Here is a 24180-nt window from a genome sequence, read left to right as displayed (position 1 = left end):
TGCGTGCCCTGAAGCTTTCTGTGCTCAGGGAAAACCGAATATCCGATAAAGGAATCAGGGTAACACAAGTAATGCTATCCTGAGTAGAAGAAACCCATTCTATGAGATCTGATCAATCAAAATAAAAAGACACATTAAATGGGTACGATTTCTGATTCTGCCGTAACCGCACCCATTTTCTGCTTAAGTCAGATCACTCTGCATAAGGTGGTCCGGTATAGCCTTTTGGAGATAAAGTGAATATCTCGTAGCCGTTTTGGGTAACACCCAGCATATGCTCGAACTGCGCAGTCAGGGAACGGTCCCGTGTCACAGCGGTCCAGCCGTCATCAAGTATTTTGACGTCCGGCTTACCAATATTGATCATTGGTTCGATAGTAAAAACCATTCCGGCTTTGAGTGTCATACCTTCACCGGGTCGCCCATAGTGAAGAATGTTTGGGGGAGCATGAAATGTTCGCCCGATCCCATGGCCACAAAAATCCCGAACAACTGAAAATCTGTTCGCTTCCGCCAGCTTTTGAATCGCGTAACCAATGTCGCCGAGCGTAGCGCCAGGCCTGACTACGGAAATGCCGGCCATCATGCAGTCATATGTTATATCGATAAGTTTTTTCGCCTTTATCGATGTCGTTCCGACCGTATACATACGGCTGCTGTCACCATACCAGCCGTTCAGGATGCATGTAACGTCGATATTTAAGATATCGCCATCATTCAGAACCCGGTCTCCGGGTATGCCATGACAGACGACATGATTCAGAGAAATACAGGATGATTTAGGATAACCCCGATAGTTCAGAGTGGCCGGAACGGAATCATGATCAATCATAAATTTATGAATGATATCATCAAGCTCGCCGGTGGTTACGCCAGCTCTTACATGGCTCGAAATCATGTCCAGTGTCATTGCGGCCAGTTTGCCCGCTGCTCTCAGGCCAACGAAGTCTGCTTCATCGTAAAGCACAACCCCGCCACGTGCCGTGTCACCTTCCATGATCTCCCCCATTCACGAAATTAAGAGGCGCGAACCTTGCCGCGTTTACCCACCCGGCGCAAGTTACGGAATAGTCTCCGGAAACTGAGATGAAACTTCATTCACGCAAAAATAAACCGCGTCATTCACGCAGAACGGGAAGAGGCATTTAAGCCGGTAACATCCTCACACTCAGGAATGTTTCTGTGCAATCCGGAAATATTCCGGAGGCGCCCCAATCGTGGGCGCCTCCATAGTTTCCGGCTTTAAGAAGGCAGATTGCCGGGATCGGCACTCTCTTCCTTTTCTTCGCTACGTTCTCCATCATCGGCAACAGGCCCGGCGGGAGCCGTTGCAAGGAATTCAAAACTCAGTTTGCCGTCTTTCACTGAGATTTTGACTGCACCACCTTTAGCCAGCCTGCCAAATAACAACTCTTCCGACAGCGGTTTCTTTATCGCGTCCTGGATCACACGACCAAGAGGCCTGGCGCCATAAAGCCGGTCATAACCGCGTTCCGCCAGCCATTCCTTTGCTGCTGAAGACATCTCGATGGTGACATTCCGGTCCGCAAGCTGGGCTTCGAGCTGCAGAACGAATTTTTCGACAACACGACCAACAGTCTCAGGAAGGAGATTGCTGAAAGGAATGATTGCATCAAGACGATTGCGAAACTCCGGAGTGAAAAGCTTTTTGATGGCTTCTTCATCTTCGCCTTCGCGCATATCGCGGCCAAAACCAATTGCTTCCCGGCTAAGATCCGCTGCCCCGGCATTGGTCGTCATAATCAGGATTACATTCCTGAAGTCGACTGTCTTGCCGTTGTGATCCGTCAGCTGTCCGTGATCCATGACCTGAAGCAGAACGTTAAACAGGTCAGGATGCGCTTTTTCGATTTCATCAAGTAGCAGCACGGCATGCGGATGCTGATCGACCGCATCTGTCAGTAACCCCCCCTGATCAAATCCAACATAACCCGGCGGAGCTCCAAGAAGCCGTGAAACAGAGTGCCGTTCCATATACTCCGACATATCGAAGCGGATCAGTTCAATGCCAAGAGTACTGGCCAGTTGCCGGGCCACTTCTGTTTTGCCAACGCCAGTAGGGCCTGAAAACAAATAGCTCCCAATAGGCTTCTCAGGATCACGAAGCCCCGCGCGGGACAGCTTGATCGCATCTGACAAAGCCTCAATTGCTTTGTTCTGGCCGAAGACCATATTTTTCAGGTCACGTTCCAGCGTTCTGAGAACTTCTTTGTCATCAGCCGATACGGTTTTCGCCGGAATGCGTGCGATTTTTGCGATCACATCTTCAATATCACGCAAAGTGACCGTTTTGCGCCGTTTGCTTTCCGGGAGAAGCATCCGGGATGCACCGGCTTCATCGATGATATCAATAGCCTTATCAGGGAGCTTCCGGTCGTGAACATATTTGACTGAGAGCTCAACCGCACCACGGAGAGCGTCGTCGGTATAACGAACCTTGTGATGCTTTTCGTAGTTCGTCTTCAGCCCGCGAAGAATTTTTATGGCATCATCAAGAGTGGGTTCATCCACGTCAATTTTCTGGAAGCGCCGGACAAGAGCACGGTCTTTCTCAAAGTGCTGCCGGAACTCTTTATATGTCGTCGATCCGATGCACCGCAGTGTTCCTGCCGCCAGAGCCGGTTTCAGCAGATTGGACGCGTCCATCGCTCCTCCGGAAGTGGCTCCCGCTCCGATAACCGTGTGGATCTCATCGATAAACAGAATCCCACCCGGGTTCTGGTCGAGTTCCGTTACAACGGCTTTCAGGCGTTCTTCAAAATCCCCCCGATAACGGGTGCCCGCGAGAAGGGACCCCATATCCAGCGAATAAATCGTTGAGTTCAGAAGAACTTCCGGAACATCACCCTCCACGATGCGTTTTGCCAGGCCTTCCGCGATAGCGGTTTTCCCGACACCGGGATCTCCGACATACAGGGGATTATTTTTCGTCCGACGGCACAGGATCTGAATCGTTCTTTCGACTTCCGCGTCACGTCCGATCAGCGAGTCTATCTTCCCGTCAGCAGCTTTCTTGTTCAGGTCGACACAGTATGTAGACAGCGCATCTCCGGCTTTCTGAGCCCCGCGAGATTTTTCCTCGCGTTCGGTTTCATCTTTTTCAGCCGAAGCGGGCGTGCCACTGACCGTGCGTCGAACAGTTCTGTCCGGAGCTTTCGCAATGCCGTGCGAGATGAAGTTGACCGCGTCCAGCCGGGTCATATCCTGAAGCTGAAGAAAATAGACCGCATGGCTTTCGCGTTCGGCAAACAGTGCCACCAGCACATTGGCTCCCGTCACCTCATCCCGTCCTGTTGACTGGACATGGATAGCAGCCCGCTGAATAACGCGCTGAAAGGCAGCGGTGGGCTTCGGCTCAGTCGGTCTTTCCGACGTAAGACCGGCAAGATCTTTGTCGAGAAACTCCGTCAGGTCACTGCGGAGCTTGTCCATATCAACACCACAGGCACGGAATACGGTTACCGCGTCAGCGTCGTCGATCAGGGCAATCAGAAGATGCTCAAGGGTAGCATATTCGTGATGTCGCTCACCTGCGAGAGTCAGCGCCCGATGCAATGTCTGCTCAAGATTGCGTGACAACATGATTAAGATACTCCTTTCTTCGGTTGGCGTATCCGGTCACGCCGCAGGGGACCTTTCACTTCGTCATATTTGGGTGCTTTGGCCAGAAAAGCCAGCCATAAGACCGCTGTCAGCAGAAAAATTTTCGTAATCTTTCAGATCGATGGTGCAAGCCGGCGGGGAATTATCAGACACATTTTCGACGGACTAAATTTCTCACTGAATCCGGTTTAAAACGGATTGATCTTACGCCAGACTGGGCAGCCTGTATTTTCTGAAAACTGTTTTCAGACTCAATGCTATTAAGAATGCGATATCGGGTGTTGAGGCTGGTGGTTGTTTATCCCCAGATGTTTGGGTGATACGAAAGTATCATCAGTTTTCAGTTACATATCTTCAGGGCAAAATTTTGTTAATTTCGATGAGTTTTTCTTTGATAAACTCTACCCGGCTGTATTCAGCATTGCTTACAAATATTATGGATTATAATCGTAATTCCATGATGGACGAGCAGTAGAAAACACGCTAGGAAGGCGCCCGAAACAAAGTCAGTGTTCTGTTGTTTCGACGATAAGGATGGGTGGCCGAGCGGTTGAAGGCACTGGTCTTGAAAACCAGCGTGCGTGTAAGCGTACCGTGGGTTCGAATCCCACCCCATCCGCCATATAAATAATCTTTAGAAAACCCGGCTTATACGATGCCCGTCAAGCTGCTGTTACAAGAGTATAATCGGCACGCCTGAACTGTGGTCTCATCAGCGAGCGAAAGCCCGATGACAGCATCGTCGGGCTTTCTACGAAAATTCTACCTGCTTTTATGTTTTTGAACGGTGCCGCGAGTGTTCGCCTCGGGAACCGGTATGCTCATGTGCTGCTTTGCTGTGTTTAGCCAAAGGCGCCCTGGCCAGCACGTAATGCACAATGCCCGGTTTCATACCGAATTTTTTCGAGCGTCGAAGAGGGGCCTCCGCGACCTGAACCGGTGCATGCCGGGCATCCTCAGATGATGCAAAAAAAGTCAGTGTCTTACGTCTCGATCGTGTCGCACGTGCCAGAATAAACGGTTTTGCCATCGGAGCGCTCCGTTCGACCGGTGCAACGCCTTCATCCGCAAAACCCTGATCCATCAGGGCGGCCATTGTGCGGGTACGCTCAATGTTAGAGGACGCGCCCATGACAACCCCAACAAGACGTACATTATCTCTCATGGCCGATGTCACCAGGTTGAGGCCTGCCTGAGCGGTATAGCCGGTCTTCATCCCGTCGGCCCCGGGATAATATCTCAGCATCGGATTATGATTGGGGATTTCGTGCCCGTGGAAATAAAAAACACCAACTGAGAAGTAGTGATAGTCTTCCGGAAAATCCGAAATGAGACGCTGGGCAAGCGTCGCAAGATCACGGGCTGTTGTCATCTGACCCGGATCAGGAAGTCCCGACGCATTGCGGAACGTCGTCTGTGACATGCCCAGATCATGCGCCTGGGCTGTCATCATTGCAGCAAACTGAGCCTCATTTCCCCCAATGAGCTCTCCAAGAGCGCACGCAGCGTCATTTGCAGACTTGGTCACCAGCCCAAGCACGCCCTGTTCCACAGTCAGATAGGAACCAGGAACCAGCCCCAGTTTGGACGGTTCACGGGTTGCGGAATGGATGGATACCGGCACCGCCTGATCAAGCGTTACAGCGCCCGAACGCAGGGCCTTAAAAGTCATATAAAGTGTCATCAGCTTGGTAAGGCTTGCCGGATAGCGTTGCAGATCCGGATTGACCTGAGCAAGCACGGCGCCCGTTCTGGCGTCCGACACGAACGCACTTATATGGCCAACATATTGTGCGTGCGCAGAATGACGGGTGGTGAAGGCTGATAAAAGGAGGGCTGCGAACGCGACGCGGGGCACTCTGGTATTCCGACGAGCAGTCACGCGTGCCTCTCCCTTTCATCGTTCTGCGAAATCGCTGCGAACGTCCTCCGGATAACCTGCCGCTCCGGATTCTTCATTCTTACCATGTGACAGTGCCAGAATTACGGCAGTTCTTCCGGCCCGTCGATTCAGAACCTTAGCAGTCCCGATTCTATCGTCTAGCAAAAAATTGCTAACAAATTGAGTAAGGCGTTACGCTTGGCTGATGGGCGGGAACACGATTTTAATTCCTGCTCCGTAGCCTCCATCATGCGTCAGACGCACTGGATGAACGTTCAGATTTCTGTTTTCACAGGGACTATCGCAGTTTACAGAGAGAAAGATGATATCGCCAACTGAAAAGAACAGCGCCAGCTGCGGATCGGAGCGGACAATACTCTGCTCGGGTGGTGGTGTGCGGATTGAAATGTCCGATGGTTCTAAAGATAATGATAATGAAGCAGACGTCGGTGTTCTGGTAAGGGCAAAAACAAAAACCAGAAAGCCGTCAATGTATAAAGTCCTCATGTTGAATGATGACTATACTCCAATGGAATTTGTCGTGCATGTGCTTGAGAGGTTTTTTAATAAAACCCGGGATGAGGCGACGAATATCATGATACATGTTCATAAGAAGGGCGTGGGCGTTTGTGGTGTATTCACTTACGAGGTCGCTGAAAGCAAAGTGACCCTTGTCATGGACCTCGCACGCCAGAATCAGCATCCGCTTCAATGCACCATTGAAAGAGACTAAAACGCGTCTCGCAAATGTACCCGCGGCGCAGGACCCCATCGTTCAGAGTCGCCCCGGTCCCCTGGATACAATTATTTTTACCGGACTTTATTTTCGCGCTGTTTGTGTGCTACCCATGTAGCGGGAGATCCGTTGTGGACGTGCACCTTGCCAACCCGGTCAGATCCGGAAGGAAGCAGCCGCAGTAAGTTTCGCTCGGGTCGCGGCGGGTCTCTCACAGTTTTGGAAAGCGTATATTTTGCCTGAATGGCATGGCCGCTTTGCCTGGAACCATGATTGGTTCATTTGGATTCGCCGAAAATATGCCTGACGATGACAGCCTGGTTGACGATCTGCCGTTGCCTGAAGGTAACGGGCCGGGTCTGTTCGGGGACGAAGACGTCGGTCCCCCGTCTATAGCAAGTGGTGCTTCAGAATCCGTTCAGGGGGGAGGGGACGAGGCTCTCCCGGCTCTGAAATCCACGACGCCGCCTGATACAGGTGTCGGCTATAGGGTTCTTGCCCGAAAGTATCGTCCGACAACATTAGATGAACTGATCGGTCAGGACGCACTCGTCCGCACTCTGCATAATGCTTTTGCGACCGGACGTGTCGCGCATGCCTTCATGCTCACCGGCGTGCGTGGTGTAGGCAAGACCACAACAGCGCGTATCATTGCTCGCGGACTCAACTGCACGGGAGTCGACGGGAAAGGTGGCCCGACGGTCGATCCATGTGGTGTCTGCCCGAACTGCGTTGCAATTCTCGCGGATCGTCATCCGGATGTGCTGGAAATGGATGCGGCGTCACGCACGGGCGTCGACGATGTGCGCGAAATCATAGAAGCCTGCCATTTCAGGCCGATTCAGGGGCGCATGAAAGTCTTCATCGTTGATGAAGTGCATATGCTGTCCAGAAATGCCTTCAACGCCCTGCTGAAAACGCTCGAAGAGCCACCATCACAGGTGATATTCATTTTTGCGACGACGGAATTGCGCAAAGTTCCCGTCACCGTCCTGTCGCGTTGTCAGCGTTTCGATCTGCGCCGGATCGCCCAGTCGGAACTCGTGACTTTTTTCACCGGAATCGCCGAACGTGAAAAAGTCGCGATCGAACCGGAAGCGCTGAAGCTCATCGCCCGTGCCGCTGACGGCTCGGTGCGTGACGGCCTCTCGCTCCTTGATCAGGCTATTGCCCAGGGTGGCGCTGGTAGCGAAGGGGACGCAGAGTCCGGCATTCCGGCGACGCTTGTTGCCACAATGCTGGGCCTCTCGGATCGCAGTATCGTTTTTGATCTCTTTGATGCCGTGATGCGTGGCGATATTGCGGCCGCCATTGCATTGTCTGATTCGATCTATGATCGGGGTGGTGATCCGGGCCTGATGCTAAGGGATCTTGCGGAATTAACGCACACCGTTACCCGCCTGAAAACCGTGCAGAGCTTACAGGATGCTCTTGATCTTCCCGAGTCGGAACGAACGCGTGGTGGCGCCTTCGCGTCATCTCTTTCACTCGCAACACTGTCACGCATGTGGCAGATGCTGCTGAAGGGTATCGGGGAAATTGACGACGCTCCCCTGAGGCGCGAAGCCGCCGAGATGGTTCTCGTGCGCCTGTGTTACGCCTCGAATCTTCCGTCTCCGTCCGATCTTCTGAAGCGCCTGGATCAGGACTCTTCAGCACAGGCCTCTGCAGACCAGACGGCCATATCACACCAGCCGCAATCTGCCCGTTCAGCCGACATGCAGGGGAGCGCCGCACCGAGCCGGAACGCTGCTCCGCTCGCGTCGCCGGAATCAGCCCCATCCGGTGGTGACGCCATGCCTCTCCAGCGTGCCGCTAACGGAGACTGGAGCGACGGACCGGTCAGAGATGCTGTTCCACTTCGGGCCTCCGCCGCTGTCCCTCCCCAAAAAGAACCGAAATCCTGGCGGGAGCTGGTTGCCTTTGTGAAGGATAACAGCCGGGAAGCAACGCTGCATGGTCATCTGCGTTACTCGACACATTTGGTGAATTTTGCTCCGCCAATGGTCGAAGTACGCACTGAGGATGAAGCACCGAAAGATCTGACAAGGCGGCTGCAGGATATTCTTCGGTCACGCTTCTCCACCGAATGGATCATAAGGGAAGTCGATGCCCCCGGTGAGCCGACACTGGCAGAGCAGAGTGCGGATATTATTCAGCTCCATAAACGCAGATCGGCCAGTCACCCCCTCGTAAAAGCTATTCTGGGGGCGTTTCCCGGCTCGGAGCTTGGAGATGTGAAAGACCATTCCTTTGACGATCATTATGGTCTGCCCATTGAAGTCGACGAACCGCTGGGGCTTGACCATGACGTGCCGGACCCGGAAGACGAGTAATGGATCGAACCGTGCTCTCAGCCCTCGTTGATGACGGCAGCAATATAAGGATAAGACTATGAAAAATCTCGCCGGTCTGATGAAACAGGCCTCCCAGATGCAGGCAAAAATGGAAGAAATGCAGGCGAGTCTGGGAAATATACAGATCGAGGGCACAGCTGGCGCCGGAATGGTGAACGTCACGCTGAGTGGGAAGGGAGACATGCGCGCCATTCACATCGATCCCAAGCTGGCGGACCCTTCGGAAATGGAAATGCTGCAGGATCTGATCGTGGCGGCGTGCGCCGATGCGCGTGTCAAACTCGATAAGAGAGCCTCAGAAGAGATGCAGAAAGTCACGGGTGGTCTGAATCTTCCGCCCGGCCTCAAGCTTCCGTTCTGAGTAATCATCTCGCGGAGTTCCGGCGCCAGGTGATGCCGATTCCTGATATAGACCACCTGGTGGGGCTTATTGCGCGCTTGCCGGGCCTGGGACCACGTTCGGCGCGACGGGTGGCGCTTGCGCTGCTGCGTGACCCGCACGGAAAGCTGCTGCCCCTGGCCCGCGCCATGGAAAGTGCTGCCTTGTCCGTACGCACCTGTTCGTCATGCGGCAATCTGGATGTCGAGGATCCCTGCCATATCTGCCGCGATCCGGATCGTGCAAAAGATCTGATCTGCGTTGTCGAGAACGTTAATGACCTCTGGGCGCTGGAGCGCGCGGGAGCGCATCACGGGGTCTATCTGGTGCTTGGCGGCGTTTTGTCTGCATTACGAGGAGTGGGGCCTGCTGATCTTAATGTCGGACCACTGCTTGAGCGGCTGCGCGCCGGACGTGTAAAAGAAGTCATCCTTGCTCTGGGTGCAACCGTTGACGGCGCGACGACGATGTACTGGCTTCAGGAGAAGATCAGCCCCTATGGGGTGGAGGTCAGCCGGGTCGCACAGGGTGTCCCGGTAGGAGGAACGCTTGATGTCCTGGATGACGGGACGCTGACAGCCGCCCTCAACGCAAGACGTCCTGTCTGATCCGGGAGTCCGACCTTTGAGCATTACATTGCCGATGATCACGATCAGCGGGAATATCCCCCGCGCAGCCCTGGTGACGGGAGCTGGTCAGAGGCTCGGCCGGGCATTGGCGCTGGCGCTGGCGCAGGCTGGTTTTTCCATTGCAATCCATTATCGCTCCGGCGAGGACGCTGCCAGATCTCTGCTGGCAGAAATTGAGGCACTGGGTGTTCAGGGTTGCCTGATTCAGGCCGATCTGGCCGAAGAAGCCCAGGTGCAGAGTCTTGTGAAAACAGCTTCGGCCGCGCTCGGTCCGCTCGGCGTTCTCATTAATAACGCGTCTACCTTTGAGAGAGACGAGTGGAATACCGTCACCAGAGAGAGCTGGGACGATCACATTGAGCCCAATCTTCGCGCTCCCTTCGTGCTGATACAGAATTTCGCCAGGTCTCTTCCTGACGGAAATGAGGGAATGGTGCTCAATATGCTCGATGAGCGCGTCTGGTCCCTGACGCCGCATTTCGTGAGCTATACAGTCGCAAAATCAGCGTTGTGGACACTGACCAGGACAATGGCCCTGGCTCTGGCTTCCAAAAGAATCCGGGTCAATGCGATCGGGCCTGGTCCTGCGCTCCCAAGCCTGCGTCAGACCGCTGAACAGTTTCAGAGACAGTGTCAGTCTGTTCCGCTTGGTCGCGGTACTTCACCGGAAGAAGTGGCGGCTGCCGCACTCGCGCTTCTGGCGCTTCCGTCCGTCACCGGACAGATGCTGGCACTGGATGGAGGACAGCACCTCCAGTGGCACGCCGGCCCGCCAGACGCGGGACATTTGATGGAAGAATGAAGAGATGACGATTCTCGCTCCGTGGCCCAACGAGTTTCCGTTACGGCGTCTGTTTCTGAAAGACATGCTCGTCGATGCCCAGATCGGTATATTTCCGCACGAGCAGGGTGTGACCCAGCGCGTTCGGATTAACGTGTCATTCGGAGTGTCTGAAGTCCGTGATCTGATCGAAGGCGCGGATGAATTAAGCCGTACCGTTTCTTATGAAGACGCCGTTCTTATCGTGCGCAGACTGGCCACCGCGCAGCATACAAAACTGGTTGAAACGCTTGCCGAGCGGATCGCTATTGAAATCCTCAGCAATAAGCGCGTTCGCGTGGTACGTGTGAGTGTTGAGAAGCTGGATATTTTTTCTGATCTTGATTCGGTAGGGGTGGAAATCGAACGCTGGGCCACGGTTTAGGCATCGATAACAGATTTCTCGCATGCGCTACCACACGCCCGACATCGACGGGTAACGCAGCTCTGCTGGTGTGATTCTCCTGCGTGACGCCTGTCTCAATCAGTTCTCCCCAATAAAAAAGATGGTTGCGGATCGCCACGGTCAGAAAACATGGATTCTGGTGATGACGAGGCACAAGTTCATAGACAATTGTGCCTGGCGGACACCACGCGATGTTCGTCAGCCCGGCACCAAGGAAGCCGACAACCATACGCGCTTCGGAAAACAGGAGAATTTGTTCGCGCACGGTCAGTGTTTCCGGCCGAACGCATTCAAAACCAACCCGCTTCAGCCCGTCTGCCAGTTCGGCTTCGTTCGGAATCCTGCGGTTGGCGTGGCAGCCTCTTTCAACGAAAAGAAGGCGCGAGCCTGGACGTTCGGAACACCCCGCAGCCTGTCTGAGAAGGCGCGAGGTTTCTGTCAGCGTTTCTGATGCTGTGAAATCCGTCCTCCCACGCAGAAAATCCGTATAAACAACATGGGGAAAAGCATAACGTCTGTCGGCTTGCGTGATTTTCCAACGGTCGCGTGGTAATTGCATCAGCTCAATACTCTCCTGCTGCCAGGGAGTAAGTTCAGGCAACAAAAACACGTCGTCAGGACTGGCGGTCTTCAGAAAATGACAGATCGTGGGTAATGTATGGGCGACCCAGTGATAGAAATTGGTGTTCCAGTGATCGAAGCCAGCCCAGGCAATCTGATCACTGGATTCGACGGGCTTTCCCCCGGTTGCGTGAAACGCATCCAGCACGGCCAATGGCTGGGTATAGAGAATATCCCGGATCGGTGAGCCCTGTACACTGAACATCGTAAGAGACGGATCGAACACGGCGGGGCCCAGATCGTATCGAAATATGGGAGTGGCTAATGTGGACCAGCCTGGAAACAAACTTTCCATACCATCTCTCAGCGGTCCGCTTGCTGAGGAAGTTCTGTTAAGTTTTGGAGAGTATTCTATCAGTTTCTGCCTTCCGGCGGCCTGACGCAGGCTGATATCGGACGGAACCGAAGAAGAGAACGAGCTTTTTGGCCACCCGCGAAACATAGACAGCAGAGACACAATAACCTTACGAAAAGGGAGTTCAGGGTAGTGCTGCAATCGCATTGCAGCCTGGTACCGGATGCAAATATTAGAATACATCACGCATCAGAAATAAATATGAAAATTGGTGTTTTGTATAAAATTTGAGACGGTAATTTTATCAGATCAGAATCGACGTCGTGAAGATCTTCCCGATCTGACAGAACATGCAGCTTCTGTGTAACGCAGACAAAGCCGAAAACCGGGAAGATACCCTGTGTGGACCGGTTGCAATCCCTGCCACCGAAGGGCTTTGGTTAGCTGGCGAACAGCGTAAACGGTCTTCTTACGAAGTTCGTAAAATCCAGCGCTTTCCCAATATAACCAGCTCTGGTTCAGAGTGTCCTATGATACAGGTCCCTCTGCCATAAAAGCGGAATCACTCGCTGCACCCGTGAATACACAATTATGGTTAGGATATAACAGCGTTATCCGGCGGCACACGAACCGCGATCACTCCTGGAGCGTTTTCCAAAGCTGATCTCAGAACATCCTGACAGTGCCAACCTTCAGGCGCACCATAACAGCACGCCTGAAGACCAGTTGCACTACTCGCGAAATATTACGAGTCGTGCTCGTCTTTGTCGGTGTTCACATCAATGTCAGTGCCAATGTCGTCGGCATCGTCGTCAAGATCTGCCGTATCTTCCATGACATCGTCGTCTTCATCGTCATCGTCTGTATCGATGTCGATGTCTTCGCTCTCGTCAGCCGGTTTCGCGACAGACTTCACCGGTGCAACCGGAACACTGTCTCCAGCCCTTTTAAGGCGCGGCACTTCAGCTGGCTGCTCGGCTCCGCATTTCGGGCAAACAGCAGGCTCTTTGTTGAGGTCGTAAAAACGCGCTCCGCAAGACACACAGACGCGTTTGGAACCGAGTTCAGGCTGGGCCATGGTGAACCTGTCGATCGTGATCATGGTTTGGGGATAAACTCCCCGGCGAGCCGGAGCACCGTGCGAAACGCGCATCCAGTTGAGGCGTGGCCCAATGCCAGCTTGTGGGGGCTATGTCAAACAGAAGACGACATTTTCAGGGGATGTGTGCAGCCATGCGCACCCCGACCGCATTTCTGCCTTATTTTTCCAATGCCATAAAAATGCGTCATATTTCGGACGCGGCATTTCATCAGAGGACAATGTGATGAGCAGGGCGTCCGGCTGCCTGTTGCAATCCTTTATGCTGGCACTGCTCGCCACTCTGGCAGCATGCAGTGGCACGTCCCGTCCGGGAGGCGATCCGTCCGAATGGGGGAGGGGGGACTACAGGGCTCCTGGTTCGGCATCCGATCCCTGGGGGCCTTATATCCGTGAGGCAGCCGGCCGGTTTTCCGTCCCGGAACCCTGGATTCGTGCGGTCATGAACCAGGAGTCCGGAGGGAAAGAATACCGGAGCGGACGTCTGACGCGTTCCGGATCAGGCGCCATTGGCCTGATGCAGCTCATGCCATCCACATGGAGCGAACTCGCAGGATTATATAGCCTCGGCCGCGACCCTTATGAGCCTCACGATAATATCGTGGCCGGCACTGGTTACATTCGCCAGCTTTATGACAGATTTGGCTCCCCCGGCTTCCTGGCCGCCTATAACGCCGGTCCGGGCCGGCTGGAGCAATATCTCCAGACCGGTGGCAGTTTGCCCGATGAAACCGTTAATTATGTGGCGTCGATTTCGCCCCATCTGGGTGACGTCGTGCCCGCAGCCGGCGCCATTGCGTCGGAGTCTGCGCCTGTCCAGGTGGCCCTGGCCTCGCGTGCGGCTCCGGTCCTGTCGCCGGCATCTGACGTTGGCAGCATGACACGCACCGCGGACGGCTGTCTCCGCGATGCCGACGCAGCCTATGATTCCTCAAATTGCCTGATGGATCACGACACACCTCATGCCAATCCGGTCGCTGCCCCTCAGCCTGTGGCGCCTCCGCTTGCCGTGGCGTCAGCACTCCCGCCTCCTCTGCCGGTTGAACTCGCGAGTTACGTCGAGCCTGCTTCCGTTCCGAACCGTGTAGCTGCGCAGCCTGCGGTCGCTACGACGGGTTACAGCTATTCCGCGGCAGGCGGTCGCCCCTGGGCAGTGCAGGTCGGTGCATTTTCCAGCGGTAGCGATGCCCGGGTCGCACTTGCGCAGGCTCAGACCCTTATCGGAACGTCACCCGGGCGACTCGGAGCCGTTGTGACCCGTGTGTCACCTTCGGCACATTCGCTTTTCAGGGCCCGGCTGGTCGGATTCGGAGCGCAGGATGCCGCCGCGGCGTGCCGCGTTCTGCACACACACTCGATTGCCTGTTTCACCGTTCCCGTCACGATCTGATCCCGGAGATATCTCGCGACACGGGCATTGTCGGCGAGATAAGCCTCGGCTAGACCCCCGTTTTTCCGGGGCGTCCGCCGAAAGGCTGCCTCACACAGCCGGGACATGAAACATGGCACGCAATCGCATCCGTAAAGGACGCGCCCTGAATGGCTGGCTGGTGATCGACAAGCCGTCGGGTATCACCTCAACCGCAGTCGTCAGTATCGTGAAGCGTGCGTTCGATGCTCAGAAAGTGGGGCATGGCGGCACACTCGATCCACTGGCAACCGGCCTGCTGCCAATCGCTCTGGGTGCCGCGACCAAGACCGTCCCTTATATCATGGATGGCACAAAGCGGTATCAGTTCACGCTCCGTCTTGGTGAGGCACGCGACAGCGACGATGCCGACGGCAATGTTACGGCAACGTCCGATGTGCGCCCCACCGACGAAGAGCTGCGTGCCGCTACAGTGGATCTGACGGGCGATATTATGCAGGTGCCTCCGGTTTTTTCCGCGCTCAAAGTGGCAGGTGAACGGGCCTACGATATGGCCCGCGAAGGCCGCCCACCGGAACTGCCGCCCCGTCCCGCCCGCGTGGACCGTTTTGAGCTGATCGACCGTCCGGATGCAGATCACGCCATCTTCGAAGTCGAATCCGGCAAGGGGGTGTATATGCGTTCTCTTGCCCGCGACGTTGCGCTCGCGTGCGGCACAGTCGGTCATATTGCTGCATTGCGTCGCCTGCGGGTCGGACCGTTCACCGAAGCAGACGCGATTTCGCTGGACAAAATAGTCGCCAGCGCCGAAGAAGCGCCTGCTTCACCGGAACTGCTGCGTCCGGTCGCGACCGCGCTGGCCGACATCCCGGCGCTGGCCCTGACCCCGGACGAAACGGTTCTCCTGCTGCATGGACAGGCCCTCGGCCTGCTGGATCTCATGGGACGCATCCCTGAGACCGGCTCCGACGGTATTGTTCGGGCGATGGACGGTGAGCGCGTGCTGGGTCTGTGTCGCCTCGAAGATGGGTGGCTGCAGCCCGTCCGACTGCTTTAAACCTTATTTTCGGGAGACACCGATGTCGATTACCGCAGAACGCCGTACAGAAGTCATTCAGGAATACCGCACGAACCCGACCGATACCGGGTCGCCGGAAGTCCAGGTCGCGATCCTCACCGAGCGGATCAATAACCTGACCGACCACCTCAAGACCCACGCGAAGGATTTCCATTCACGTCGTGGTCTGCTGGTCATGGTTGGCAACCGTCGCAGCCTTCTGGACTATCTGAAGCGCAAGAGCCAGACCCGCTACGAGACGCTGATCGGTCGTCTGGGCCTGCGTCGCTGATCACGCGGAATGACGGGGAAACAACAGGTTGCCGCATCTGCGGTATCTCTGCTGTTTCCCCGTTGTCCGTAATCCTGTAAGGGATGCCCCCGAGATACCCGTCCAAGGGGTGTCTCGGGTTTTTTTGTTGCCCGGTATGGACCGGGCTAAACTGGAGCCGAACCGGCTTATCGTGGGGCTTTCCGGCCAGCCACGGCGTTTCAGGCCACATGGCGCCCTGGCGTTTTTCGCCAGTCACCATGCCGTCCGAGACGCTGTCTGCACCGGCCCCTGTCAGACGGAATTGCGGTCACATCTGTGACCTGCTTCCGGGACGCGAGGCACGGTATCGGCCGATAAGGTCTGATGCAGAATGTTCAATTATTTTCGTAAAGAGATTGAGTGGGGCGGTCGTACACTGGTCCTCGAGACCGGCAAGATCGCTCGCCAGGCCGATGGTGCCGTTGTGGTGTCCTACGGCGATACCGTCGTGCTTTGCACGGCCGTCGGCGCGAAGAGCGTCAAGCCGGGTCAGGATTTCTTCCCGCTGACCGTCAACTATCAGGAAAAAGCTTACGCTGCGGGTAAGATCCCCGGCGGCTTCTTCAAACGCGAAGGTCGTCCTTCCGAAGCTGAGACTCTCAACTCCCGCCTCATCGACCGCCCGCTCCGTCCGCTGTTCCCGGAAGGGTTCCGCAATGAAGTCCAGGTCATCGCGACCGTCCTCAGCCACGACATGGAAAACGATCCCGCGATTCCGGCGCTGATCGGCTGCTCAGCCGCGCTCACGCTCTCCGGTATTCCGTTCTTCGGCCCGGTCGGCGCCTGCCGCGTCGGTTATGTCGATGGTGAATATATCCTCAACCCGACGCTCGAAGAGACGAAGGAAAGCGAACTCGAACTGGCCGTCGCCGGCACATCCGAGGGCGTGCTGATGGTCGAATCCGAGGCCAGCGAGCTTTCCGAGTCCGTGATGCTGGGCGCCGTGACGTTCGGCCACAAGGCATTTCAGCCGGTGCTCGAAGCCATCATCGCACTTGCCGAGCACGCGGCGAAGGCACCGTGGGATCTGGAAGGACCTTCAAAAGAAGCCATTGCCCTCCGCAAGAAAGTCGACACGCTCGGTCGTAAAACGCTGACCACCGCTTACAAGGAAAAGGCGAAGCAGGCGCGTTACGAAAAAGTAGGCGCCGCGAAGAAAGTCATCCTGGAGAAGCTCACGGATGCCGGTCTGGATGCTGAGGCCGCGAAACCGATGCTGAAAGATCTCGAAGCCAGTATTGTTCGTGGCTCCGTGCTCGACACTGGCCTGCGTATCGATGGACGCGACCTGGTGACCGTCCGCCCGATCGTCTCCGAAGTCGGTATCCTGCCGCGTGCACACGGCTCAGCCCTGTTCACCCGCGGTGAAACGCAGGCACTCGTCATCGCTACACTTGGCACCGGTCAGGATGAGCAGGTGATTGACGCCCTTGAGGGCGAATATCGCACCAACTTCATGCTGCATTACAACTTCCCTCCGTTCTCGGTCGGTGAGTGCGGTCGCGTCGGGTCACCAGGACGTCGTGAGATCGGTCATGGCAAGCTGGCATGGCGTGCGCTTCGTCCGCTGCTGCCAACGAAGACTGAATTCCCGTACACCATGCGCGTGGTCTCCGAGATTACCGAGAGTAACGGCTCCTCCTCGATGGCGACCGTTTGCGGAACCTCGCTGGCACTCATGGATGCCGGCGTGCCGCTAAAACGTCCTGTTGCGGGTATCGCGATGGGCCTGATCAAGGAAGATCGCGGCTTCGCGGTTCTCTCCGATATTCTTGGCGACGAGGATCACCTCGGCGACATGGACTTCAAGGTGGCCGGCACCGGGAAGGGCGTAACGGCACTCCAGATGGACATCAAAATCACGTCCATCACGCCGGAAATCATGGAAATCGCGCTTGAGCAGGCACGCGGTGGCCGTCTGCATATCCTGGGTGAGATGTCCAAAGCGCTGACGGAAGGACGCACCGACGTCTCATCCACAGCACCGAAAATCACCACGATGAGCGTGCCGAAGGAAAAGATCCGTGACGTGATCGGCACCGGTGGTAAGGTCATCCGTGAGATCGTCGAGTATTCAGGCGCGAAGGTCGATATCGGTGATGACGGAACCATCACCATCGCGGCTTCTTCCGATGAGCAGGCGCAAAAGGCTATTAACCGTATCAATGGAATAGTCGCGGAACCCGAGATTGGCCGTATTTACGACGGTAAGGTTGTGAAGACCGCCGATTTCGGTGCCTTCGTGAATTTCCTGGGTGCCAAAGATGGCCTCGTGCACATCTCCGAGCTCGCTCAGGGACGGGTCGCCCGTACGACCGATGTGGTCAAACAGGGTGATGCTGTGAAGGTAAAGGTCATTGGCTTTGATGACCGCGGCAAGGTCAAACTCTCGATGAGGGTTGTAGATCAGGCCACCGGTGCCGACATTACTGAAGAAGTGGGTGAACGCCCCGCCCGCGCACCGCGCCGCGAAGACTGAACATCGACTGAGAGACAGTCAGTGAACGGGCGTTGCGACAAAGGGTCGCAGCGCCCGTTTGTGTATGGCGTAAGCTCTGATGCCGCGTTAAGAGGCTCCGGAGTTCACAGGAACAGTCACGACGACAGGACAGGCATGAAGGCGATTAACGCAGTGAGGTTGAGTGGCGCAGAAGTCCTGCCGCTGGTTGAAGGCGGGAAGGGCGTAGCTGTTTCTACCGGGCAGTCCGCCGGCGCCTGGGCCGCAGCGGGCGGAGCCGGGACGGTCTCAATCGTCAACGCTGACAGTTATGACGAGAACGGAAATGTCGTTCCCCAGATCTATCGCGGAAAAACGCGCCGCGAACGGCACGAAGAACTGATTGATTACGCCATTCGCGGAGGCATCGCTCAGGCCCGGATCGCCCATGAGAGTGCGTCAGGGCGAGGACGTATTCACGCTAACATTCTGTGGGAAATGGGTGGTGCGGAACGCGTGATCGACGGTGTGCTGGAAGGCGCGAAAGGGCTGATCCACGGGCTGACCTGTGGTGCCGGAATGCCCTATCGTCTGGCGGATATCGCTGCGAAATTCGGTGTCCATTATTACCCGATCATTTCGTCTTCACGAGCCTTCAATGCTTTATGGAAGCGTGCTTTTCATAAAACCGCCGATATGCTCGGAGGGGTTGTGTATGAAGATCCATGGCGCGCGGGCGGGCATAATGGCTTGTCCAATACAGAGAATCCGCTGAAGCCGGAGGATCCGTATCCGCGTGTCGCGGCACTGCGCAAACTGATGAACAGCTTTGGTCTCGGTGAGACGCCAATCATCATGGCGGGCGGTGTCTGGTGGCTGGAAGAATGGCAGGACTGGATCGACAACCCCGAACTCGGGCCGATCGTCTTTCAGTTTGGGACCCGGCCGCTGCTGACAAAAGAAAGCCCGATCCCGGAGGCATGGAAGCAACGCCTCAAGACTCTTGAGAAAGGCGACGTTTTTCTCAATCGTTTTTCGCCAACGGGCTTCTATTCATCCGCCGTTAATAACAGCTTTCTGACAGAGCTTCGTGAACGTTCAGAGCGGCAGATCGCGTTCTCTTCTGAGCCGCTCGGAGCGCATGCAGCGCCCTATGGCGTAGGCGCCCGTAAACGCGAAGTGTTTGTGACCGGGGCGGATCTGCTTCGTGCACGTGCGTGGGAGGCAGACGGCTTTACAGAAGCTATGCGAACACCCGATTCGACACTGATTTTTGTGACGCCTGAGCGTTCAAGAGAAATTCTGGCCGATCAGGTCGCCTGCATGGGATGCCTCTCGGAGTGCCGCTTTTCGAACTGGAGTCAGCGGCCTCCCGAATTCAGCAATGGCCACAAGGCCGATCCTCGGTCCTATTGCATTCAGAAGACGCTTCAGACGATTGCCCATGCTCATGGTCCGGATGAGGAAGTGATTGCTGATCATAATCTGATGTTCGGCGGGACAAATGCCTGGAGATTTTCCAAAGATCCTTTCTATTCCAACGGTTTTGTTCCCACTGTGAAAGAACTGGTGGATCGGATCATGACTGGGCGCTGATCGGTTTCAGGGAAGGGGGCTTCATGTCCTTTTCCCGGGTAGCCGCACTGAAACCGTATTCGGCGCATTAACATCACCCCGGATTATCTGTTGTGATCCTGATACGTTGTTCGCACCTGTCATATGGCGCTACGGACATCATGATCTGATGCAATTGCGTTGTTCCGTCTGATAAGGAGGTCCGGATGCCATTCCGTTTTCCCGTTTGCGGGTCATTGATCCTTACCGGATTTCTGTTCTTTGGCGTCGGTCAGGGAATTCATCCTGCGCATGCCGCCTCACCGGAGCTTTCTCCGGTCGATCAGGGGTGGGTCGAACGCATTCAGGACAGGATGAATGCCGTTACGACTTTGCGCGGCCGTTTTGAGCAGATTGCGGCAGACGGACAGCGGACAACAGGCGACGTATGGCTTTCAAGGCCTGGGCGCATGCGTTTTCAATACGATAAGCCCAGCCCGCTTCTCCTCGTCGCTAATGATGGCAAGGTCGTGTTTCGCGATGCGCAACTCGATCAGACAACCGAAATTCCGCTTGAACGCACGCCATTGGGCCTCCTGCTCGGCGCCCACATCACGCTTTCAGGCAATGTAACGGTGACGAATTTTCATCGGGAAAATGGCGTTATTCAGATCGCGGCGGTCAGAACAGCCACGCCAGGTGAAGGCACGCTGGTTATGGCATTTGACGAGAAGTTTCTCACACTCCGCGGCTGGGTCGTTGTGGACGCGCAGGGAAAACAAACGCAGGTCAATTTGTCTGATCTGGTGGCAGGAGGCGACGCGCCCGCAAAATTATTCGTTTTGCCAGAAGGAAACTGAAGCCTCCCTGTGAGACACGTATGACATCTCCCGACTTTAAAGTCGGAAACTGAGAGGATGTTATGGTGTCTGAAATAAATACTGCCGCAAAGAAATGGATGTGATGTCCGTTATTCTTGCTTACTGCGCGGCGACCGCTGTCGTTGTGACCGGGATAAACGGCGTACTTGTTGCCCTGTTTATCAGAATACGGAAAGCACAGGACGCAGCACGATGGGCAAAAATACCCAAAGAATCGGCTAAATCATAAAAAAACAGGAGTTTTACCGAACAGATGGTGGGCGCAACAGGGATTGAACCTGTGACCCCTACCATGTCAAGGTAGTGCTCTACCGCTGAGCTATGCGCCCATCCGTTCGGTAGGCGGCTTCTACCTCCCCTTAATGATGAACGCAACCCCACCGGACGCAAAACGTGTATTTTGGTAGCATGACATGTACGATTCCAGCGGGCCGACGCATATGAGTTTCCGGCCAGAAGCCAGCAGGGAGCAGAGAGTGCAGGCTTCCGGAAAATCTGAAGGCGGAGAGGCAGATCTGAGTGCCGGTGCCGGTGGTTCCTCTCCCGCACCGGTGGTCGTTGTCAGACCTCTGGACACCCCGATTCCTCTGATTGTGTGCTCCCCTCATTCGGGACGAAACTACTCTGCCGAGTTTCTGGCCCGCTCGCGTCTCCCACTCGACATTCTCAGGAGTGGTGAAGATTTCCATGTCGATACACTGATCGCCGGCGCGCCTCAGCATGGAGCCACTCTTCTCTGCGCAACCTTTCCCCGCGTTGTGTGCGACGTGAATCGGGCTTCGCTCGATCTTGATCCCCGTATGGTCGAGAATGGCGACGATGTGATGCTGATGCCAACCGAGCGAGGGCGCGCGGGACTGGGCAGCGTACCTGCCGTCGTGTCAGGCGGGCGACAGGTTTATGCCAGCAAACTGTCGATGGAAGAGGCAGCAGCACGATTGCGGCTGTTCTGGCACCCCTATCACGCGACACTCAGAAGACTCATCGACGAGATGCGCTCGGAATATGGATTCTGCGTTGTGCTCGATATGCATTCGATGCCTCCGGGCATTGACGGAACGAAGGCTGATGTCGTCATCGGAGACCGGTTCGGGTCTTCAGCCAGACCTGTTTTTGTGCAGGCTCTGAGTAAAACTCTGCTGAGCCTCGGTTTCCATGTCGCACGCAATCATCCATTCGCAGGCGGGTTTATCACCAGTCATTATGGTCGCCCGGCTGAGCATGTCAGTGTTATTCAGCTGGAAATGAGCAGGACTCTGTACATGTGTCCCCGGTCAGGTGGCGGGTACGGCCTAAATCCACGTTTTGCGGACAAAGTGAATCGTGTGATTGCGGATATGGCCCGATGCGTGGCGGAACAGCAGGAGATCAGACGGGCTCAACCGGCGGCTGCACAGTAGTCGCTCTCAGAGCATAACATTCACAGCGTGCGCACCATGATCCTGAACGCAGTTGCAAAGTGGACATCGGCGGCATCCGAGGCGGCCTGATTCAGCCGGATATCGACGCTGGGCTGAGACGTCATATAAATCTGGCAATACCCTTCCGATACCTGATCGAGATGGTTTGTGATGCAAATGGCGTGATGAGCATTCAGAGCTTGCCGTAACTGAGGCGTGCCTGCTCCTGTCGTCGAAATGGCCGCGTTAAAAGCAGCCTGTCCGATCTGGTCAAGATTCACGATAAAAGGGTGCAGAGAGAATCCTGAAACAGACAAATCCTCCGGAAACTGTTTCATGATTCCAGTGGCTTCGTCTTTCGATCCCGGCACCGCAGAATTGTAGACAACAGCAATCCGGACAATGCTGTCCGGAGGCGGATCAACGAAGTGCAGGGTCTGCCCAAGAATTGCGATATCCTTGGTGTTAAATGAAGACGAACCTGCATCGGGTGCGGCAGCGCATAATGCACAGCCGACACAACCCATCATCAGGCATCTTCTCATATTGTTAAAAAACCGGAATAGCCGCCGCACACTCTCAAGCCCAGTCACATGAGCACATCATTGCCTGCGGCTATTGAGGAAGACTTAAGTTCCGACAAAATATCGTCAATCCTGTCGGTCCGATGCCTCGGCTGCAACTGTTACAGCCTTGATCCAGGAGGATATTTGTCCCTCCGGATCTGCGGAAAAAATGAAGTCTGACACCGCGGCCACACAGTCTGCTCCTGCCAGAATGCATTCCGGTGCGCGCGCCAGAGTGATCCCGCCGATTGCAACGAGAGACATATCCCCGATCCGCTCCCGCCACTCCGTAAGCCTCTCCGTGCCCTGCGGGCCAAACGCCATCTTTTTCAGGCGCGTGGGCCAGATCGGTCCTAATGCGACATAATCCGGAGCAAGCTCCAGAGCCCGGCCGAGTTCAGGTAAGCTATGTGTGCTGATCCCTATTCTGACTCCGGCCGCGCGAAGTTTTTCCAGATCGGCAGTATCGAGGTCTTCCTGGCCCAGATGGACATATGTCGCACCCAGATCGATCGCCATCTCCCAGAAATCGTTAATGACGAGCGTCACGCCGGTATCAGAAGCCGCAGCGAGAGCCTCGCGCATTTCATTTTTCAGAGCGTCATCGGACAGATCCTTGATGCGCAACTGAATGAACCGTGCCCCGGCCTTGCCAAGACGCGAAACCCAGCCAGCACGATCAACAATCGGATAAATACGCTGAGGGAGAGGTGTACGGGTCATCCGAGCATCGGTCTTCCAGGGAGAGGGGTGGAGGGTGAAGCCATATCCCGTGCTTCCATCGGGTCCGCACCGTAAGCAAGACGTCCGGCTTCAACGGCAAGACGGAAAGCACGGGCCATCGCGACAGGATCGCCGGCTTTTGCGACAGCCGTATTGATCAGCACCGCATCATAGCCAAGCTCCAGCGCCTGGGCAGCGTGGGAAGGTAATCCAATTCCGGCATCGACCACCAGCGGAACGTCAGGAAAATGCGCCCGCAGTGCCCGGAGACCGAACACGTTATTCAACCCTTTCCCTGAACCAATCGGTGCACCCCATGGCATCAGAACTTCACATCCCGCCGCAAGCAGGCGTTCCGCAACGACCAGATCCTCAGTCGTATATGGAAAGACCCGGAATCCTTCCGAGCAGAGAATGCGGGCCGCTTCGACAAGGCCGAAAACATCCGGCTGCAGCGTATCTGACTCTCCGATGACTTCAAGCTTGACCCAGTCTGTCTCAAACACTTCCCGCGCCATATGCGCGGTCGTGACAGCTTCCTTCACCGTATGACAACCGGCTGTGTTTGGAAGAACGGGAACACCAAGATCGCGGATCAGGGACCAGAAAGCCTGTCCGGCACGCTGCCCGGCCGCCTCACGTCGCAATGATACAGTAATCACCCCGGCGTCTGCTTCCCGAACAGCCGATGAGAGAATCGCAGGAGAGGGGTATTGCGCTGTCCCCAGCATCAGCGGTGAAGAAAGGCGCGTACCATAGAAAAGCATCAGATTATCCACCCTGCATGGGAGCGACGATTTCCACGCGCATGCCTTCCGCAAGTGCATGTTGCCCACGTGTTGCTTTCGGAACAAATTCGCCGTCGATCGCAGTGGCTATGCGGGCCTCTGAAAACCCGAGTTCGGCGACAAGACTGGCAAGCGTTCCTGCTGTCACCACATGCGTCTCGTCATTGACCAGAATATTCATGCCGCTCTCCTTGCCGCCAGGTGATGATCATAATCTGTCAGATCTGGTTCTTCCGTCCCGTTC

Annotated in this window: 22 protein-coding genes, 2 tRNA genes and 1 other RNA gene; 15 read left to right on the top strand and 10 right to left on the bottom strand. The window is 55.6% G+C overall.

The window, feature by feature from the left end:
* Window positions 1-193: 193 nt before the first annotated feature.
* A complete protein-coding gene (gene map / locus GOB85_RS02070; protein ID WP_173575910.1) occupies window positions 194-997 on the bottom strand; it encodes a type I methionyl aminopeptidase in 804 nt (267 codons plus the stop codon).
* A 245-nt stretch (window positions 998-1242) separates the two neighbouring features.
* Window positions 1243-3603, bottom strand: a complete 2361-nt coding sequence (gene clpA, locus GOB85_RS02065; protein WP_173575909.1) for an ATP-dependent Clp protease ATP-binding subunit ClpA — start codon at window positions 3601-3603, stop codon at window positions 1243-1245.
* 553 nt (window positions 3604-4156) lie between these two features.
* On the opposite strand from clpA, the gene GOB85_RS02060 reads away from it, so the two are divergent.
* Window positions 4157-4246: transfer RNA gene (locus tag GOB85_RS02060), tRNA-Ser, on the top strand.
* Window positions 4247-4396: 150 nt separating this feature from the next.
* Here GOB85_RS02060 and GOB85_RS02055 read toward each other — a convergent pair.
* On the bottom strand, window positions 4397-5482 hold the full coding sequence (locus GOB85_RS02055) for a D-alanyl-D-alanine carboxypeptidase family protein (protein ID WP_338421616.1): 1086 nt from the start codon (window positions 5480-5482) through the stop codon (window positions 4397-4399).
* A gap of 430 nt (window positions 5483-5912) precedes the next feature.
* Between GOB85_RS02055 and clpS the strand changes: the two genes are divergently transcribed.
* The 7 genes from clpS (at window position 5913) to GOB85_RS02020 (ending at window position 10812) form a co-directional block, all read left to right on the top strand.
* Window positions 5913-6239: an ATP-dependent Clp protease adapter ClpS gene (clpS, locus tag GOB85_RS02050; protein ID WP_173575978.1), complete on the top strand. Its 327-nt coding sequence runs from the start codon at window positions 5913-5915 to the stop codon at window positions 6237-6239.
* Window positions 6240-6362: 123 nt separating this feature from the next.
* Window positions 6363-6457, top strand: an RNA gene (gene ffs / locus GOB85_RS02045) — signal recognition particle sRNA small type.
* 84 nt (window positions 6458-6541) lie between these two features.
* Complete coding sequence (locus tag GOB85_RS02040) at window positions 6542-8578, top strand: DNA polymerase III subunit gamma/tau (protein WP_173575977.1); 2037 nt, start codon at window positions 6542-6544, stop codon at window positions 8576-8578.
* Between the two features lie 58 nt (window positions 8579-8636).
* Window positions 8637-8960 (top strand): YbaB/EbfC family nucleoid-associated protein, encoded by a 324-nt coding sequence (locus GOB85_RS02035; RefSeq protein ID WP_173575907.1) that lies wholly within the window; start codon window positions 8637-8639, stop codon window positions 8958-8960.
* Between the two features lie 32 nt (window positions 8961-8992).
* Complete coding sequence (gene recR, locus GOB85_RS02030; RefSeq protein ID WP_173575906.1) at window positions 8993-9586, top strand: recombination mediator RecR; 594 nt, start codon at window positions 8993-8995, stop codon at window positions 9584-9586.
* A gap of 22 nt (window positions 9587-9608) precedes the next feature.
* Complete coding sequence (locus GOB85_RS02025) at window positions 9609-10409, top strand: SDR family oxidoreductase (RefSeq protein ID WP_408737013.1); 801 nt, start codon at window positions 9609-9611, stop codon at window positions 10407-10409.
* A 4-nt stretch (window positions 10410-10413) separates the two neighbouring features.
* Window positions 10414-10812 (top strand): dihydroneopterin aldolase, encoded by a 399-nt coding sequence (locus GOB85_RS02020; protein ID WP_173575905.1) that lies wholly within the window; start codon window positions 10414-10416, stop codon window positions 10810-10812.
* Here GOB85_RS02020 and GOB85_RS02015 read toward each other — a convergent pair.
* Both GOB85_RS02015 and GOB85_RS02010 read right to left on the bottom strand, forming a co-directional pair.
* A complete protein-coding gene (locus GOB85_RS02015; RefSeq protein ID WP_242011231.1) occupies window positions 10706-11659 on the bottom strand; it encodes a glycosyltransferase family 61 protein in 954 nt (317 codons plus the stop codon). The two genes, GOB85_RS02020 and GOB85_RS02015, sit on opposite strands and share 107 nt — an antisense overlap.
* Before the next feature lie 835 nt (window positions 11660-12494).
* Complete coding sequence (locus tag GOB85_RS02010) at window positions 12495-12827, bottom strand: TIGR02300 family protein (RefSeq protein WP_173575974.1); 333 nt, start codon at window positions 12825-12827, stop codon at window positions 12495-12497.
* Between the two features lie 247 nt (window positions 12828-13074).
* On the opposite strand from GOB85_RS02010, the gene GOB85_RS02005 reads away from it, so the two are divergent.
* The 6 genes from GOB85_RS02005 to GOB85_RS01980 all read left to right on the top strand — a co-directional run bounded on the left by GOB85_RS02005 (window position 13075) and on the right by GOB85_RS01980 (window position 20438).
* Window positions 13075-14238 carry a transglycosylase SLT domain-containing protein gene (locus tag GOB85_RS02005; protein ID WP_173575904.1) on the top strand — a complete coding sequence of 388 codons (1164 nt, stop codon included), beginning with the start codon at window positions 13075-13077 and terminating at the stop codon, window positions 14236-14238.
* 112 nt (window positions 14239-14350) lie between these two features.
* Window positions 14351-15274, top strand: coding sequence for a tRNA pseudouridine(55) synthase TruB (gene truB, locus GOB85_RS02000; protein WP_173575903.1), 924 nt, complete (start codon window positions 14351-14353; stop codon window positions 15272-15274).
* 22 nt (window positions 15275-15296) lie between these two features.
* On the top strand, window positions 15297-15566 hold the full coding sequence (gene rpsO, locus GOB85_RS01995) for a 30S ribosomal protein S15 (protein ID WP_173575902.1): 270 nt from the start codon (window positions 15297-15299) through the stop codon (window positions 15564-15566).
* Between the two features lie 352 nt (window positions 15567-15918).
* On the top strand, window positions 15919-18066 hold the full coding sequence (pnp, locus tag GOB85_RS01990) for a polyribonucleotide nucleotidyltransferase (protein WP_173575901.1): 2148 nt from the start codon (window positions 15919-15921) through the stop codon (window positions 18064-18066).
* A gap of 135 nt (window positions 18067-18201) precedes the next feature.
* A complete protein-coding gene (locus tag GOB85_RS01985) occupies window positions 18202-19620 on the top strand; it encodes an NAD(P)H-dependent flavin oxidoreductase (RefSeq protein WP_173575900.1) in 1419 nt (472 codons plus the stop codon).
* Window positions 19621-19805: 185 nt separating this feature from the next.
* Window positions 19806-20438, top strand: a complete 633-nt coding sequence (locus GOB85_RS01980; RefSeq protein ID WP_173575899.1) for a LolA family protein — start codon at window positions 19806-19808, stop codon at window positions 20436-20438.
* A gap of 275 nt (window positions 20439-20713) precedes the next feature.
* On the opposite strand, the gene GOB85_RS01975 is transcribed toward GOB85_RS01980, so the two are convergent.
* Window positions 20714-20788: transfer RNA gene (locus tag GOB85_RS01975), tRNA-Val, on the bottom strand.
* A gap of 111 nt (window positions 20789-20899) precedes the next feature.
* On the opposite strand from GOB85_RS01975, the gene GOB85_RS01970 reads away from it, so the two are divergent.
* Window positions 20900-21859: an N-formylglutamate amidohydrolase gene (locus GOB85_RS01970; RefSeq protein WP_173575898.1), complete on the top strand. Its 960-nt coding sequence runs from the start codon at window positions 20900-20902 to the stop codon at window positions 21857-21859.
* 20 nt (window positions 21860-21879) lie between these two features.
* Here the strand turns inward: GOB85_RS01970 and GOB85_RS01965 are convergent, their stop codons facing one another.
* The 4 genes from GOB85_RS01965 to thiS form a co-directional block, all read right to left on the bottom strand.
* Window positions 21880-22389 (bottom strand): hypothetical protein, encoded by a 510-nt coding sequence (locus GOB85_RS01965; RefSeq protein ID WP_173575897.1) that lies wholly within the window; start codon window positions 22387-22389, stop codon window positions 21880-21882.
* A 120-nt stretch (window positions 22390-22509) separates the two neighbouring features.
* Window positions 22510-23148 carry a thiamine phosphate synthase gene (locus tag GOB85_RS01960; RefSeq protein WP_173575896.1) on the bottom strand — a complete coding sequence of 213 codons (639 nt, stop codon included), beginning with the start codon at window positions 23146-23148 and terminating at the stop codon, window positions 22510-22512.
* Complete coding sequence (locus tag GOB85_RS01955) at window positions 23145-23915, bottom strand: thiazole synthase (protein ID WP_173575895.1); 771 nt, start codon at window positions 23913-23915, stop codon at window positions 23145-23147. Before GOB85_RS01955 ends, GOB85_RS01960 begins: the two co-directional genes overlap by 4 nt.
* 4 nt (window positions 23916-23919) lie before the next feature.
* A complete protein-coding gene (gene thiS / locus GOB85_RS01950) occupies window positions 23920-24117 on the bottom strand; it encodes a sulfur carrier protein ThiS (protein ID WP_173575894.1) in 198 nt (65 codons plus the stop codon).
* Window positions 24118-24180: the final 63 nt, after the last annotated feature.

The organism is Acetobacter fallax, from assembly GCF_011516735.1.
Taxonomy (GTDB): domain Bacteria; phylum Pseudomonadota; class Alphaproteobacteria; order Acetobacterales; family Acetobacteraceae; genus Acetobacter; species Acetobacter fallax.
Note: the sequence above shows the minus strand (reverse complement) of the source record. Positions and strands in the feature narration are given on the sequence as shown.

Coding starts and splice junctions, on each gene's coding strand:
- GOB85_RS02040 (WP_173575977.1), top strand. CDS start 6,542: ATGCCTGACGATGACAGCCTGGTTGACGATCTGCCGTTGCCTGAAGGT.
- GOB85_RS01960 (WP_173575896.1), bottom strand. CDS start 23,148: ATGACCCGTACACCTCTCCCTCAGCGTATTTATCCGATTGTTGATCGT.
- GOB85_RS01965 (WP_173575897.1), bottom strand. CDS start 22,389: ATGATGGGTTGTGTCGGCTGTGCATTATGCGCTGCCGCACCCGATGCA.
- GOB85_RS02010 (WP_173575974.1), bottom strand. CDS start 12,827: ATGGCCCAGCCTGAACTCGGTTCCAAACGCGTCTGTGTGTCTTGCGGA.
- GOB85_RS01980 (WP_173575899.1), top strand. CDS start 19,806: ATGCCATTCCGTTTTCCCGTTTGCGGGTCATTGATCCTTACCGGATTT.
- GOB85_RS02015 (WP_242011231.1), bottom strand. CDS start 11,659: ATGTTCAGTGTACAGGGCTCACCGATCCGGGATATTCTCTATACCCAG.
- pnp (WP_173575901.1), top strand. CDS start 15,919: ATGTTCAATTATTTTCGTAAAGAGATTGAGTGGGGCGGTCGTACACTG.
- truB (WP_173575903.1), top strand. CDS start 14,351: ATGGCACGCAATCGCATCCGTAAAGGACGCGCCCTGAATGGCTGGCTG.
- GOB85_RS01955 (WP_173575895.1), bottom strand. CDS start 23,915: ATGCTTTTCTATGGTACGCGCCTTTCTTCACCGCTGATGCTGGGGACA.
- GOB85_RS01970 (WP_173575898.1), top strand. CDS start 20,900: ATGAGTTTCCGGCCAGAAGCCAGCAGGGAGCAGAGAGTGCAGGCTTCC.
- GOB85_RS02020 (WP_173575905.1), top strand. CDS start 10,414: ATGACGATTCTCGCTCCGTGGCCCAACGAGTTTCCGTTACGGCGTCTG.
- GOB85_RS02035 (WP_173575907.1), top strand. CDS start 8,637: ATGAAAAATCTCGCCGGTCTGATGAAACAGGCCTCCCAGATGCAGGCA.
- clpS (WP_173575978.1), top strand. CDS start 5,913: ATGTCCGATGGTTCTAAAGATAATGATAATGAAGCAGACGTCGGTGTT.
- clpA (WP_173575909.1), bottom strand. CDS start 3,603: ATGTTGTCACGCAATCTTGAGCAGACATTGCATCGGGCGCTGACTCTC.
- thiS (WP_173575894.1), bottom strand. CDS start 24,117: ATGAATATTCTGGTCAATGACGAGACGCATGTGGTGACAGCAGGAACG.
- map (WP_173575910.1), bottom strand. CDS start 997: ATGGAAGGTGACACGGCACGTGGCGGGGTTGTGCTTTACGATGAAGCA.
- GOB85_RS01985 (WP_173575900.1), top strand. CDS start 18,202: ATGAAGGCGATTAACGCAGTGAGGTTGAGTGGCGCAGAAGTCCTGCCG.
- recR (WP_173575906.1), top strand. CDS start 8,993: ATGCCGATTCCTGATATAGACCACCTGGTGGGGCTTATTGCGCGCTTG.
- rpsO (WP_173575902.1), top strand. CDS start 15,297: ATGTCGATTACCGCAGAACGCCGTACAGAAGTCATTCAGGAATACCGC.
- GOB85_RS02005 (WP_173575904.1), top strand. CDS start 13,075: ATGAGCAGGGCGTCCGGCTGCCTGTTGCAATCCTTTATGCTGGCACTG.